Here is a 13,830-nt window from a genome sequence, read left to right on the forward strand (position 1 = left end):
GCTTTATTAAAGAAAAATCAGATGAGTATTTGTGCGAGCCGCGATTAATATAGCACCGCTTACCCACACAAACCGTTAAATGGTTAAAGAGTAAGTATATACGGATACATACGGGATCAGTTTCTGAAGTCTAATTTCGGCACCTTTTCCGGTATTAATAATTTAACTTTAAATGAATGGATTAAACGGATGAAAAAAACAATTCTGGCTATGGTTATTACTGCCTCTGCGGCTTTCAGTGCTCAGGCTTTGGCAACAAACCAGGCTGAAGTGACTATCCTGGGCGAAGTGGCAGACTCCCAAACCTCTTGCGTCGTCACGCCAACCGGTACGCTTAACAACGGTATTGTTAAGCTGATGACGGTGACCACTGCTGAAGCTACTGGTCAATCAGCGAATACCTTATTTAAACACCAGCAGTTTGGTTTCCAGGTGACTGATTGCGCTATTGGCGGCCCGGATGAAAACAACGTAACCGGCCTGAGCGTTAAAGTTACCGGTACGACCTCTTCATCACCTGAAATTCTGGATAACGTGGCAGCTAACGGTGCCGGAAACATCGGTATCGGTATTCAGAAAAAGAGCAACAGCGCGCGTATCCAGTTTGATGGCACTCCGCTTGCCGAATCCTATACCCCACACCAGGCAACTAACCTGGAGTACCTGGCAGGTTATGTGAAAGTCAATGCCGCTAACCCGGTAACTGAAGGTCCGGTGAAAGGCATTGCGACCTTTACCATTGATTACACCATCTAATTAATTTTTAAAGGGTCTGTCATTCCGGCAGACCTTTTTAATTAAATGCTGAAGGAATCTAATGTACCAGATGATGATCAAGGCAACCCTTGCCTTCGCCATGATGCTGAGTGGTTTTGCGCATGCAGGAATTGTTATCGAATCAACCCGCTATCTTTATAAAGAAGGCGCTCGTGAGATATCTGCGCAAATTGATAATAAAGACGAAATGCCTTATCTGATCAAATCATGGGTTGAAGCGCCAGAAGGGAAAACGCCAGCCTTCATAGTGACACCTCCGCTTTTTCGCCTGGAGATGAAGCAGAAGAATACTGTCCGTATATTCTCTGTAGCTAGCATCAATGCTCCCACTGACCGCGAATCATCCTATTTTTTTAACATCATGGCGATACCACCGTCTGATGATACCTATGCGAACAGCAATACTATACAGCTCGCCGTCAGGCATCGCATGCGATTAATCTATCGGCCCAAAGCGTTAGCTGAGTTATCCAATAATACCGAAGCAAAAAAAATAGAGTGGCGCAGAGCGGGTAAACAGCTCACCATTAAAAACCCGACGCCTTTCTTTTACTATTTTAGAAACGTACAAATTGGCGCCAATGAATATCAGGCAAAAATTAAATTCATTGAACCCTTTTCATCAAAAGTTATAACGCTAAAAGATAACGGTAATGCTACCAAAGTCACGTGGAAAATAGTGAATGATTATGGAGGAGCAGGTTCCCTCTATTCATCGCAACTGCCATAAACAGTTCGCATTTATAAATGGATGTTTTTATGCCTATAGAACACAACAATACCTTCAGGCTATCTACGATCTGCATAGCTATTATTACTATAATGACGGCGAGTATTCACACTAAAGTGAACGCCCGTGAATTCTTTGACCCGGCATTCATTTCATCAGTCAATGGAGGTGACACATCCAACATTCCCGATCTGTCAGTTTATCAATCGGTCAATGCCCAGGCTCCGGGAGACTATCGAGTTGATGTTGTTTTTAATGGCCGTTACCTGGAAACCAAAAATGTTAAATTTATCACGGACACCCGAAGCAATAAACTCGATAAAAAGCTCAATCTTATTCCCTGCTTTACGTTAGATGTACTCTCGCAATATGGTGTCAGAGTCAAGTCATTCCCTGAGCTCAAGGAGAGTGAACAAGGGTGTAGCAATTTCGATATCATCCCGGACAGCAAAACCATTTTCGATTTTGCCGCTCAGCGCTTAGATATTTCCGTGCCTCAGGCCGCGATAAGTACCGTGGCCAATGACTACATCCCGCCGGAAAAATTTGATGACGGCATCAACGCCATGTTTGTAAACTATCAATTCAATGGTTCTCAGGATTATAAAAGCGATAATGAATACTATAGCCTGAACCTGGAATCAGGGATAAATATCGGCCCGTGGCGGGTCAGAAACCTGAGCATGTGGAATAAAAGCAAGGGTGAATCAGACCATTTTGATTCCGCTTATCTTTATCTCCAACGCAGCTTACGCTCTATCAGCAGCAATCTGATCATCGGTGAAAGCTCTTCCCTGTCCGGCATATTTGACAGCGTCCCCTTTTCCGGGGTGCAGCTGGCGACGGATACCAGCATGCTGCCAGAAAGTATGCGCGGCTATGCTCCGGTAATCCGTGGTATTGCTAAAACCAACGCCCGCGTTGTCATCAAGCAGAACGGCTATCAGGTTTACCAGACCTACGTCGCCCCAGGCGCCTTTGAAATTACCGACATGTATCCGAGCGGCGGCAGCGGCGATCTGTACGTGACGGTTGAAGAGTCCGACGGCTCAAGACAGAACTTCATCGTGCCGTTCGCGGTCCTGCCGGTGATGCTGCGCGAGAAGCAATTCGAATATGAAATCACCTCCGGGAAGTACCGCCCGTATGTGGGCACCATTGACGACACGCCCTTTACGCAGGCCACTGCCAAGTATGGATTGACATCCAGCGCCACGATTTTTGGCGGCGTACAGGCATCGGCCAAATATCAGGCTCTTTCAAGCGGGATTGGCTATAACCTTGCCAGTCTTGGCGCCCTCTCGGCAGATGTGACCCAGGCATGGTCTAAAAAACGCTATGACGATAAAACGTCCGGCCAGTCGTGGCGTTTACGCTACGGTAAAAATATTATTGAAACCGGGACCAACTTTACCATTGCCGGCTATCGCTACTCGACAAAAGGGTTTAACACGCTCTCTGAGGTGCTTAACACCTATGCCCATGACGGGTATTACTACTCCGGCCGTTCTTTACGTAATCGCACTAACTTCACGCTGAACCAAAGTCTGGGAAGAGCGCATGGCAGCGTATCCATCAGCGCGCTTGTAGAAGATTACTGGGATAACAAGCGTACGAATAAATCATTGAGCCTGGGTTACAACGGCGGCTGGCGGGGAATTAACTACTATCTCGGCTACAGCTATAGCCGCTATACCTGGGGGATTTACAGTTCCAGCCGCGAATCGCGAAACGATCAGCGCGTTGCCCTCACCATCTCTATACCGCTGAGCAACTGGTTGCCCAATACCTATGCCAGCTATCAAATCACCGAAAGTAGCCCAGGCTCCACGGATCAGTACGTCTCTGTAGGCGGTATAGCGTTGGAAGACAACAACCTCGACTGGAACATCCAGCAGGGCTATAGCAATCGTGAATACTATAGCGGCGACATTCGGGGAGCATACAACGGCTCTCGCGGCAGCGTAAGCGCTGGCTACAGCTACGACAACAACAGCCGACGGTTCGACTACGGCGCCAATGGCAGTCTGATTGCACACGCGGACGGCATAACGCTTGGGCAGAATATCAGCAACGCAGCGGTCCTGATCAAGGCCCCTGGTTTAGACAACGTCAGGCTCAGCTCGGACTCCACTATCGTCACGGACGGTCGCGGCTATGCCATCGTTCCCTATATTACCCCCTACCGCAGTACCGATATCACTCTGGATAGCACGTCCTTTGGCGAAGAGATGGAGCTGATGCAGACCACCCAGCGGGTTGTCCCTACGCGAGGCGCCATTGTTCGCACAAACTATGCCGGGAATATTGGGCTGCGGGCATTTATTCATCTTAAAACGCCTTCAGGCCGCGAAGTGCCTTTTGGCGCCATGGTCACGCTTTCCGGTGCCGCCAAATCTCAAGCCAGTATCGTGAGCGACGCCGGTATGGTCTATATGACCGGCCTTCAGCCAACTGGCGTACTGACGGTAAGCTGGGGGAAAAAAGCAGGCCAGCAATGTACCGCCATATATACCTTGTCCGCCGGCCAGAAGAAAAATTCCGGAGTCAGTCAGGCTGAAGCCTTGTGTCGATAATCATCATAACGAGATGAGTGAAATGAAAAAAATGATTGTACTGCTGGCCGCCGTCTTTTTCAGTAGCGGGGTTTCAGCTGCACGGCTATGCACTTATACGGATGCTGCCGGCAACGATGGTGGTGTGGAAGAGCGCCAGGGTATGACGTTATATCCTAAGATATCGGCCGATCCTGCGCTTCCGGTTGGAGCATTTCTTTATTCTAAGACAATAGGCGGCATGGATTTGCACCACAGGCTGTTCCGGTGCAATCCCGGCGCAGAATATGTCGTCGAAGTGAGCACTTCGCAGGTTCCAGGAATGACTCTCCGCGGTATGCCCGTTTATGAAACGGGCGTATCCGGTATTGGTATTCAATTTAGCGATATATTCGCCAGCCGCGTCGGCAAACAGGTTCCCGGCGAGGCCGGGTCCTGGCCGACGCCTTTTGACAGATCGGCACAGTTTCCCGCCACACCGTTCTTCTCTGCGTGGCTGGTTAAAACGGGCCCCATCGATACCAGCGGGGCGACCAACATCAATGTCGAAATTACGTTTCGCGTGAGAGACCCGGCCTATCCAACGTATGAAAGGGGGGGCGCGATCTACTGGGTAAATCCCAAAACAACAAGAGTTTCCTTTCGTAATGAGAGCTGTAATATTTCGGTGAAGGGTCCCAGCACGGTCAATCTGCAAAGAATTAATAAAAGCGAGTTGTTAGCGCTTTCCTCCGGCGCGGCAACCGGTAAAGGCAAAACCATTGACATGAATATTACCTGCCCCAGTGAATTGCAAGGCCAGAAGCTCACCTACTGGTTTAACCCAAAAAGCTCGGTGACCGGCGATATTGGGGTAATGGAAAATGCTATCCTCCCAGCGCCGGGAGGTAGCGGCGCCAAAAATGTCGGGATCATCCTGAAAAAAGAGGGTAATCCAGTGAAATTTTATGATACCGATGCGTACAATATTACGTCCCTTAGCCTCGATCAGGATATCAGCTTAACCGCTGATTATTTCAAGATGAATAATGATATTTCAGATGGTCTGGTCAAAGCGGTGATAGAGGTTGTGATCCAGGAAGATTGATCCCCGGGCCCGGAATATATAATGCCCTCCGCAAGGGGGCATTATTCATCGGGCTGGTACAACTATTATAAATATCATTAGACAATTTATCCCACATGCACTCTTGCATCCTGAGTTCCACAAACTGCCCGCGATACACAGCAGACTCATGCAGCACAAAAACCTTTTGCCGCAAATCGTTATCACTTAAATAATCTGAGTGGCAGAAAACGGCAACGCCGGGAGCCCGTACCAGCTGTACCCCAGTAAATGACCGGGGTGAGCAACAAACCTGTCCAGAACAGATTCACATGCTTCGACGCGGCGACACGTAAGGGCGAGGTTCCCGGATGAGCCGGGTAATAAAACCAACGCCCATGCGCATAAAGTATGGCGGCGCCACGGCGGGCGTTCGTGGTGATCCAGTGTGGAGACAGGCAGCGCGCAGAAACCAGCGCGTACGCGTAGTACCTGAGAATTTCGGCACTGCTCAGGTCCAAAGTGGCAAGTAAAATAGCCATGATAGGACAGGCGCTTAGTCAGACCTGAAGTTCAGCACAGCATATCGCCCCCCAGCCTGGCTGCCATTAACGCAGAGATGAGCTCTTTCTACGCTTTCGTTTGACACGTCCAACCTCCTCAACAGGCTGCAGCCCTTCAGCCGGCATCACGATGAGGTAATATCTCTAGGGTCAAATAAAGCAAAAATAATAACAAAGATTCATTATGTAGCTTTCCTGTTTACGTGATTATGTATCCCTTTTCGCCAGGAGATCAATACAATGAAAAATGGCAGCAATGAACGATATAAATGGTTAGCAGATGCGCATAGGTATTATGTTATTAACGACTGCGTGACGTTTCAACCTGCGACCAATATGTTATGCAATATCCATAATCCGGCGTTGAAGGTAACGCTGAGTGTCCCCGCAGGTCGCTGTTTGCAGTTACTCATTAATAATATCGGTAATATCGTGACACAGCAGGATTTTATGGATATTGCCTGGAAACAGAGTGGTATGAAGGTGACCAGCAACACCTACTATCAAAATATCTCAATTCTCCGCAGAAGCCTTATCCACGCCGGGCTGGAGGATAATACCATTATCACCCTTCCCCGTATTGGGCTTACTCTGGCTACAGGTACCCAGATTCGGAAATTAGTCACGGAAACCACTCCTGAAGTCGAAACCGGGGCTGGCCAATCCGACGAAAACACGGAGGTGGAAGAATATAGCCATCGGCCTCCCGCCACCACCCTGCCGACTACCTGTGAATATGCGGAACAAGTTTCCCCATCTCCTGCAGCAGAGCACCGTTTCCTTCCCCCCTCGCTTACCAGAACAAATATATACCGGATGGGCTTTAGCGTAAAAAATGGCGTTCTGCTGGCGATAAGCCTGGCATTCATCACGCTGCTTTTCTCATATCTGACAGCGATAAAAGACAACTATTTCTCTGACTATGTAAAGATTGCTACAGCTCAGCGCTGCCACGTGCTATCAGCAAAAGCGGTATCCGAGAGTGTGAAAATGGAGGTACTCAATAAATATGACCAACATATCACCGGTGATTGTGTGAACTACCCCTGGGTATACGTAACAACGCTGGCTGACTTTCCCCGAACGTCGATCATCCGCTGTAATAAACCATTCACGCAATCTACTTTATGTATTTCAGAATACTTCATTGAATAACAGCTTAAGCACTACGCGATCATTTTCCACTTTTCCGGTTTACAGGCGCAGGAAAAAGCAATATCGGCCGTGGATTGTTACTTAAACGGTGCCGGCCAGTCAGCTATCCGCTCTGCGGCAGACTCCCTCTCCCTCACATAACTCCGCTTACCCTTTCATGGCTTACGAAAGCAGCTCATACACCCCGAGCACATCGGCAGATCGCCCGACGACAACGCTGTGACGCCAGATCAACAGTGGCTTTCCTTACTTACGTTAAGACGACAGACATGAACTCCAGGAGAGGTAGCGCCCTCTGCCGTACAGTCAGAAATTATCTTGATGAACAGACTATCCCTCCCACATGGCTGGCGAGCAATCATGGTGATTCACCGTAACGGTATAAATAAGAATTTTCGCCAGGCGCCATAATATGCAGAGCTTAATCTATCATTTATAATTTTTTTTGAATGTGAAAAGTTCTTAATTTTTATCTGCATCCGCCGAGATAAAGCCCTCCTGTTCCTGAAAGAGTTTTATATAATCCATGCATAGATATTACATTATTAACAACATTGTTGAATTTCATCCCACGACTCGCCAGTTAAGGAACCTTATCAATCCCACGCAAATGGTGGTCTTAAACTCTCCTGCAAGTCGTTGTTTATTACTATTAATTGAGAGTTCAAATACGATAGTTACACAGCAGGAATTTATGTATAACGTCTGGGAGAAACTCGGGCTCGTCGTTTCTGCAAATACCTACTATCAGAATATTTGTCTACTCCGAAAGGGTCTGAAAGAGGTTGGATTTCCCGCCGATCCTATTACCACGATACCGCGTATCGGTTTAACGTTGGCCCGTGAAACGCAGGTTCAGGTTATTGAATCCGCCGATGTCCTGCCGATCGCTAATGTTGAGGAGGCAAAAACCGAGGAGGGTGCCCGGCCTGTCCACCACGATACGCCTGACTCAGCGGACTCAGATCATATCGGCAGTTTACGGGCATCGGAGCCGGTATCAGGAATAGTCGCAGCGGTTCCCGACATACCTGCCGAACAAAGTCTGAATAAAGCAGGTATCAGGAAATTCAGTAAGCTTTTTTTTTTTAATCACCGCGCTTATTTTTTCTATCCTGCTGGCCGATATCAAAGTCATACTCGCTCAGTTCCAGGGAAGTCGATACTTCGAAAATTACATGCTTGCCGTAAACACCAACGGCTGCCACTTTTTTCTCAATAAAGAGATTCATAACACCGATGAGAAAGCGGCGGCGCTCACCTATGGCAATCAATTCAAACCTGACTGTAAAAAATTCCCATGGGTATACATCAGCCGTTATGCCATGCTACCCAGGGCTTCCGTTATTCGGTGTAACAAACCTATGACCCGTCCCAACTACTGTATTTCAGATTATTTTATTGAGGATCATTAAAATGATACATTACCGAACTTCGGTGTATGTGCTTTGCGTATGCCTGTTTTTTACCTTAATCCTGGCAGGCTATTCATTATGGAAACGCTCTCAGCCTCCTGAATTTACATGCAAAGCTAACTTTGTACAGCATAATACTGATGAACAACTCAATATTTCACTCACTTACAGGATAAACAAAGATAGCGGCCTGCTCAGCATGAATGGCTACTCCGTTAACGACAAAACGAAAAGATTTAACCGCAAGATATTCTTCAACATTCAAAGGAAGAATAACACCTACCATTTGACCTCAGTGACCAATGTGATATTTCCTGATGAAAGCATCAGCAGCAGTTGGTTGGAAAAATATGAGCCATTATTTTTCATCTATCCCCAAAAAGACATTTACGTAAAAATGATTGAACAGCAGCATAGCTATTTATTTATCTTCTCTACGTTACCGGCCTATGTATGTCATAAACAAGACGATATCTGAGGCGTATTATTAATCAGACTCATCGTTCTCGCCGCTCTCGTCTAAGGAAAACCGCAAAAGCGAAGCATATGCGCAGCAGTAAACGACTCAGATACACCAGTGATACGCAACAGCATACGCTATCCTGATGGCGAGATAATCCATAACACCAACGTATCATATTGTCCGCAAGGCGGCCTGTCGGTAACGGCAGTTAAGCCAATAGCAGATAGCGTGAATCATTGCCGACAACAGGCGGCATTTTTCTTCGTATTTAAATGTCTCGATATTTTTTACAATAGAATGTTGGCATGCTGTGCAAATAAATCACCGGGTTATGATATTCATCATATTCAATTTTAAACGTAATCTCTTTCCCTGGTTCATAAAAGAAAGCCGGAAAATGGTCATCCGCATTGCTGTCGCTACTGCTATCGGTGCTAAGATGCTCAACATATTGATTTTTAAGAACATAGATATCATCATGATTAACATAGGTAAAATTAATCACTCTACTGATCTGCGATCGTCTGCCGTTCTCCTCGGCGATGCCATAAATCGTGAGTTCACCTTTATGGTTTCCTAGCGTAAAGCCAATGTTTGAATCCAGACGAAAATCATCATGAATCAGAGTGTGGCGGCTCTGACATACTATTATTTTATTTGGAATAAATGGTTCAAAATAATAAAAAATGATAAACAGCACCACGACCAATAACGCAGAAAGACAATATATTTTAACGCGCATTAGTGTACCTTCATGGTTTTCATTATTGTCAGGGAGCGACAGTTTTGATTCTTTTTAGTGTAAACAGAACAATACATAAAATTTAAGCGGGTATTCATAGGGGAAGCGGTAAAATAGACAATAGTTTTGTCAGAACACGGCAGGCCTAGCGTATTGAGGATTTTCTTAATTTCAGTGACAGCGTATTTTTGGTCTGCCACAAAGACAGTGCAGCCCTCAAAAGAGAGTTTGCTATAGTCCGAAAAGGCTTCACCTCCCGGTTTATGAAGAAATGTCATGATGCTGAATAAAACAATAGCGGATATAGTGACAATGCCTGCATTTCTTAGCCACTTAATATGCCGCTTGCTACCTTCATGAATCCCCCCTTCTGCTGCTGAACTTTCAAAAAAATCGGCCTCTTGCGGCGCGTTTCCTGAATCATCTGACTCGACATCGTCAGCCTCAACACGCTCAGACCTGTCAATGACAATACCCACAATATCACTATGGACACATCCTTCCATGTCCTGATTTATATTGTTGTCAGTTTGTTGCTCATTATTCTTCTCAGGATACAGATATGTTACTTTGAGCCTGTTATTAAACCGCAAACCATGTCTGGGCACCGTATCAATAACATCCAGACATCCTATGGCGGCCAGCGACTTTCTGAGATGTAAAATACATTGATAGTAGGTGTTTGGACTCACCCCGGCATTACGTTTCTCCCCCCAGCCACAAAGAATCAATTGATCCTGAGAAACAATCTTTCCCTGGTTGTTGAGTAAAATTTCAAGGCAGCAGCTCGCAGGTACATGAAGCTTAACTTCTTTTGAATTCAGCCTGTCCACAATCATTCTTTGGGATGGCGTGAATACAACATCCTCGCCAATAATATAGCTTTGGATGTTATCTGAGCGATCCATATTGCGACACCCTTTGTTGCATGCATTTTTAAAATCAAATAGTTAGTCGTTAGACTAAAGAAAGTTCAAAATAGTTAAGAAGATATAAACCTATCAACTTAAATTTAACGCTATCCAATGGCAAAAAATCCATATTAAAACATTAAAAATGCGATAGGTATCGATTTATTTCATCAACGCTCACCAACTGATGACTAATTTGTTTCCAAATTGATATTGATGTAACTGATTATAAATTACAACAAGTCGTTACAGGATAAGAAATTTGTTACCCGTAAAGCCACGACATTAATTACCAATTCCCGTTAAATGTTTCGAACTTTTCATCCAAAAATTTAACGTATTGGTAACCAATGCTATATTCAACTGATATTTGGCGTTCAATAAAATAGAGCGGGTCCCTGTTTAGATCTTTTATGCATGGACAGGCTTATTCGATAACACCACTCTTTTTTTTGCTGAACGTCATGGATAACGCGCACAGCGCTCGGTGGCAACAATAATCGCTATCTGGATTTAAGAGGGGGAGTGCAGATTTGTCAGCAGGCGACATAAATGGACGGGAACGGGTGCTGGCCTCGGTAATTCGCGGCCATTATCAGGTCGGCAGACTGTATATCATGCTGGATGCCTCCTTCCATCGCCGGGGGCTGCACGCCAGGCACAACTGAGTGGCGGCAAGGGGCTGGGAATAAGGTGGCACACAGGCAGCAAATCACGCTGTACCATAGGTATTTTTCATCGCCATATCCCCAATAACCCCCAGGCAACGGCAGGGATTGCCGGTTGCTGAGAAACCACGGAGGAAGCAGATGATTCATCTGGCCGGTGCTACGCTTTAGCCGGCGCGGTGAACCTGCGCCGGCGACGAGAAATGCGACCAGACAACTATTCGGTGGGCAATACGCCTCCTTTAGCCCAGTGCGTTTTGGGTATTTCGACAATGACCACATCCACGCTCTCCGCTTTGCATTTCAGCGTTTCAACCGCGACCCGGGTCACTTCACGGGCAAAATCGCGCTTCTGTTCAGGCGAGCGGCCAGGCTGTAATTCTAAACGTAAAACAGGCATATTTTTTCTCTCCGGTTGAGACCCCGTCTGAGGGTCGATGAATTAATCTTTACCGAAAGGTGAGGACCAATAAATGTGTGTTAGGTTGAGTGAATCAGAACCTACAGGTTGTTAATCATGGATAAACTTGCCGGAATGGAGATGTTTGTCAGAGTTGTCGAGTGCGGCAGCTTTGCCTCAGCGGCCGATGTCAGCGACGTATCGGCCACGATGGTTGCCAAACAGATCCGGGCGATTGAACAACGGCTTGGCGCACGTTTGCTGCACCGAACCACGCGTCGCCAACAGTTAACCGAAGTCGGGCAGCTCTACTATGAGCGTTGTCGCCGCGTACTGGCAGAATTCTCTCTCGCCGAGCATAGCGCCATGGAACTGCAATCGACTGCCAAAGGGCTGGTTCATATGGTCGCGCCGGTCAGCTTCGGCTGTCAGATACTGGTCCCGGCGTTGAGCCTCTACATGGCGCAAAACCCGGAGGTCAACGTCATGCTGACGCTGGATAACCAGACGCCAAACTTGAGTAGCGGGAATGCTGAGTTAGCTATTCATATTGGTGAGATTCAGCAGAAGGATATCGTTGCCCGGCCGCTGCACGCCTATCGTCGGATCCTTGCCGCCTCTCCCGACTACCTCCGTCAGCACGGGACACCGACGCATCCGGATCAGCTGAGTCACATGAGCTGTCTGGGGATGTCCTACTGGATACATCAGGATCGCTGGGAGCTGATGGGGCCCGATGGCGAGATCGTTAAAGCGGTAGTGAAAGGCCGGTTTATGTCTAACCAGGGCCATGCGCTGAGGATTGCCGCACTGAACGGCTGCGGTATCGTGCTGCAACCGGAATCACTGCTAAAGGAAGATATCGCCGAGGGACGCCTGGTGCCGGTGCTTCCCGAGTGGTCCTATAAGCCAACGCCGATGTATCTTATTTATCAACAGGATACCCGTCCATCAGCCAAGCTGCGCAGCGTGATTGATTTTCTGATACAGCGCTTTGGCGCGCAGAATAATGGATGAAACGACTGCAGACCGATGTCTGCACCGCCCCGTCGGGTCAACACGCCCGTTTTAACGGCGGCAGAAAACACGCGGCCGGAGGCCCTGGCCTCCGGCAGACAGATTTATGACGACGTCTTCTCCAGCGCCTCCCACAGCCCCAGCAGGTAGGTTACCCCCAGCGCGCGATCGTAAAGGCCGTATCCGGGACGCCCGGTTTCACCCCAGATAAACCGGCCGTGATCCGGGCGGATGTAGCCGTCAAAACCGTTATCATGGAGGGCCTGCATAACGCGATACATATCCAGCGAGCCATACTGCGACGGATGAGCGGATTCGTAGAAATCTTTATCCTTAATCAGCTTAATATTGCGCACATGGGCAAAATGGAGGCGCTTACGACGCGTGAATTCGGCAAGAATTTCATAGACGTTATTATCCGGATCTTCCGCAATTGACCCGGTGCACAGCGTGATGCCATTCGCCGGTGAATCCACGGCATCACAAATCTTCGCCAGGTCATCGCGATTCTTCACCACCCGCGGGAGGCCAAAAATAGAGTACGGCGGATCGTCCGGGTGAATCGCCATTTTCACCCCCACTTCCTCGCACACCGGGATAATTTCTCTGAGGAAATAAAACAGATTTTCCCGCAGCTTAGTATCATCGACACCGCTATAACGGGCGAACAGCTCCTGCACTTTCGCCAGCCGCTCGGGCTCCCATCCCGGTAACGCAAAACCGTTGGCGTTATCGAGAACCTCTTTGACGACCTCTTCCAGACTCTTATCGATACCGCTTTTTTCGAAGGCCATCGTCAGTGAACCATCCGGCAGGACGTAGTTCATGTCGGTCTTCATCCAGTCGAAGACCGGCATGAAGTTATAACAGATGACCTTGACGCCAAAACCCGCCAGATTACGGATCGTCTGTTTATAGTTTTCAATGTAGCGATCGCGTGCCGGGGTGCCTATTTTGATGTCATCGTGAATGTTAACACTTTCAATCACTTCCATTGTCAGGCCCGCGGCATGGGCCTGATCAACCAGGGCTTTAATCTTTTCGACTGGCCAGACTTCTCCGGGAGCAACGTCATACAGTGCCCCGACAACACCTTCCACACCCGGCACCTGTCGGATGTATTCCAGTGGGATTTTGTCTTCCTGTGGCCCAAACCAGCGCATTGTCATCTGCATTTTTTATCCGCCTTAATCGTTGCTGCTATGCATTTTACGAGATGTACCATACTAGTATTGAGTAGCATATGCAGTAATTATCGTTTGATCAACCACCTCGTTAAAAAAGAGTGACGACGCGATAAAAAGACTCATGGGCTGAACGGATCTTCATTATCTCTGTTGCGGTTAATTGTTTTTATATTGTAAAAAAATAACAAATTCAGTTTAAATT

12 protein-coding genes are annotated in these 13,830 nt (G+C 47.4%); 8 read left to right on the forward strand and 4 right to left on the reverse strand.

Annotated features, from left to right (window positions below):
* Window positions 1-189 precede the first annotated feature (189 nt).
* The 7 genes from OQV00_RS23360 to OQV00_RS23390 all read left to right on the forward strand — a co-directional run bounded on the left by OQV00_RS23360 (window position 190) and on the right by OQV00_RS23390 (window position 8,718).
* Window positions 190-756 (forward strand): fimbrial protein, encoded by a 567-nt coding sequence (locus tag OQV00_RS23360; RefSeq protein ID WP_032716440.1) that lies wholly within the window; start codon window positions 190-192, stop codon window positions 754-756.
* Window positions 757-817: 61 nt separating this feature from the next.
* Window positions 818-1,507, forward strand: a complete 690-nt coding sequence (locus OQV00_RS23365) for a fimbrial biogenesis chaperone (RefSeq protein WP_075808918.1) — start codon at window positions 818-820, stop codon at window positions 1,505-1,507.
* Between the two features lie 29 nt (window positions 1,508-1,536).
* Entirely contained in the window at window positions 1,537-4,083 is a 2,547-nt protein-coding gene (locus tag OQV00_RS23370; protein ID WP_048025010.1) for a fimbria/pilus outer membrane usher protein, read from the forward strand.
* A gap of 22 nt (window positions 4,084-4,105) precedes the next feature.
* The gene (locus OQV00_RS23375; RefSeq protein WP_157792083.1) at window positions 4,106-5,149 is read left to right on the forward strand and encodes a fimbrial protein; all 1,044 of its coding nucleotides are present in this window, start codon (window positions 4,106-4,108) and stop codon (window positions 5,147-5,149) included.
* Window positions 5,150-5,910: 761 nt separating this feature from the next.
* Complete coding sequence (locus OQV00_RS23380; RefSeq protein WP_266279492.1) at window positions 5,911-6,825, forward strand: winged helix-turn-helix domain-containing protein; 915 nt, start codon at window positions 5,911-5,913, stop codon at window positions 6,823-6,825.
* Between the two features lie 610 nt (window positions 6,826-7,435).
* On the forward strand, window positions 7,436-8,047 hold the full coding sequence (locus OQV00_RS23385) for a winged helix-turn-helix domain-containing protein (RefSeq protein WP_266280718.1): 612 nt from the start codon (window positions 7,436-7,438) through the stop codon (window positions 8,045-8,047).
* A gap of 194 nt (window positions 8,048-8,241) precedes the next feature.
* Window positions 8,242-8,718: a hypothetical protein gene (locus OQV00_RS23390; RefSeq protein ID WP_015585256.1), complete on the forward strand. Its 477-nt coding sequence runs from the start codon at window positions 8,242-8,244 to the stop codon at window positions 8,716-8,718.
* A gap of 253 nt (window positions 8,719-8,971) precedes the next feature.
* Here OQV00_RS23390 and OQV00_RS23395 read toward each other — a convergent pair whose 3' ends face one another.
* From OQV00_RS23395 to OQV00_RS23405, 3 genes are all read right to left on the reverse strand, one after another.
* Window positions 8,972-9,445 carry a hypothetical protein gene (locus OQV00_RS23395; RefSeq protein ID WP_048025005.1) on the reverse strand — a complete coding sequence of 158 codons (474 nt, stop codon included), beginning with the start codon at window positions 9,443-9,445 and terminating at the stop codon, window positions 8,972-8,974.
* Window positions 9,445-10,353 (reverse strand): winged helix-turn-helix domain-containing protein, encoded by a 909-nt coding sequence (locus OQV00_RS23400; protein ID WP_052626755.1) that lies wholly within the window; start codon window positions 10,351-10,353, stop codon window positions 9,445-9,447. Before OQV00_RS23400 ends, OQV00_RS23395 begins: the two co-directional genes overlap by 1 nt.
* Window positions 10,354-11,241: 888 nt before the next feature.
* The gene (locus OQV00_RS23405) at window positions 11,242-11,424 is read right to left on the reverse strand and encodes a 4-oxalocrotonate tautomerase (protein WP_032716433.1); all 183 of its coding nucleotides are present in this window, start codon (window positions 11,422-11,424) and stop codon (window positions 11,242-11,244) included.
* Between the two features lie 117 nt (window positions 11,425-11,541).
* On the opposite strand from OQV00_RS23405, the gene OQV00_RS23410 reads away from it, so the two are divergent.
* Window positions 11,542-12,441 (forward strand): LysR family transcriptional regulator, encoded by a 900-nt coding sequence (locus OQV00_RS23410; RefSeq protein ID WP_044348406.1) that lies wholly within the window; start codon window positions 11,542-11,544, stop codon window positions 12,439-12,441.
* A gap of 104 nt (window positions 12,442-12,545) precedes the next feature.
* On the opposite strand, the gene uxuA is transcribed toward OQV00_RS23410, so the two are convergent.
* Entirely contained in the window at window positions 12,546-13,616 is a 1,071-nt protein-coding gene (uxuA, locus tag OQV00_RS23415) for a mannonate dehydratase (protein WP_015585261.1), read from the reverse strand.
* Between the last annotated feature and the right edge of the window lie 214 nt (window positions 13,617-13,830).

Origin of the sequence: Klebsiella sp. DY2415 (genome assembly GCF_026314315.1) — a bacterium.
GTDB classification, from domain to species: domain Bacteria; phylum Pseudomonadota; class Gammaproteobacteria; order Enterobacterales; family Enterobacteriaceae; genus Klebsiella; species Klebsiella ornithinolytica.

Coding starts and splice junctions, on each gene's coding strand:
- OQV00_RS23360 (WP_032716440.1), top strand. CDS start 190: ATGAAAAAAACAATTCTGGCTATGGTTATTACTGCCTCTGCGGCTTTC.
- OQV00_RS23365 (WP_075808918.1), top strand. CDS start 818: ATGTACCAGATGATGATCAAGGCAACCCTTGCCTTCGCCATGATGCTG.
- OQV00_RS23370 (WP_048025010.1), top strand. CDS start 1,537: ATGCCTATAGAACACAACAATACCTTCAGGCTATCTACGATCTGCATA.
- OQV00_RS23375 (WP_157792083.1), top strand. CDS start 4,106: ATGAAAAAAATGATTGTACTGCTGGCCGCCGTCTTTTTCAGTAGCGGG.
- OQV00_RS23380 (WP_266279492.1), top strand. CDS start 5,911: ATGAAAAATGGCAGCAATGAACGATATAAATGGTTAGCAGATGCGCAT.
- OQV00_RS23385 (WP_266280718.1), top strand. CDS start 7,436: ATGGTGGTCTTAAACTCTCCTGCAAGTCGTTGTTTATTACTATTAATT.
- OQV00_RS23390 (WP_015585256.1), top strand. CDS start 8,242: ATGATACATTACCGAACTTCGGTGTATGTGCTTTGCGTATGCCTGTTT.
- OQV00_RS23395 (WP_048025005.1), bottom strand. CDS start 9,445: ATGCGCGTTAAAATATATTGTCTTTCTGCGTTATTGGTCGTGGTGCTG.
- OQV00_RS23400 (WP_052626755.1), bottom strand. CDS start 10,353: ATGGATCGCTCAGATAACATCCAAAGCTATATTATTGGCGAGGATGTT.
- OQV00_RS23405 (WP_032716433.1), bottom strand. CDS start 11,424: ATGCCTGTTTTACGTTTAGAATTACAGCCTGGCCGCTCGCCTGAACAG.
- OQV00_RS23410 (WP_044348406.1), top strand. CDS start 11,542: ATGGATAAACTTGCCGGAATGGAGATGTTTGTCAGAGTTGTCGAGTGC.
- uxuA (WP_015585261.1), bottom strand. CDS start 13,616: ATGCAGATGACAATGCGCTGGTTTGGGCCACAGGAAGACAAAATCCCA.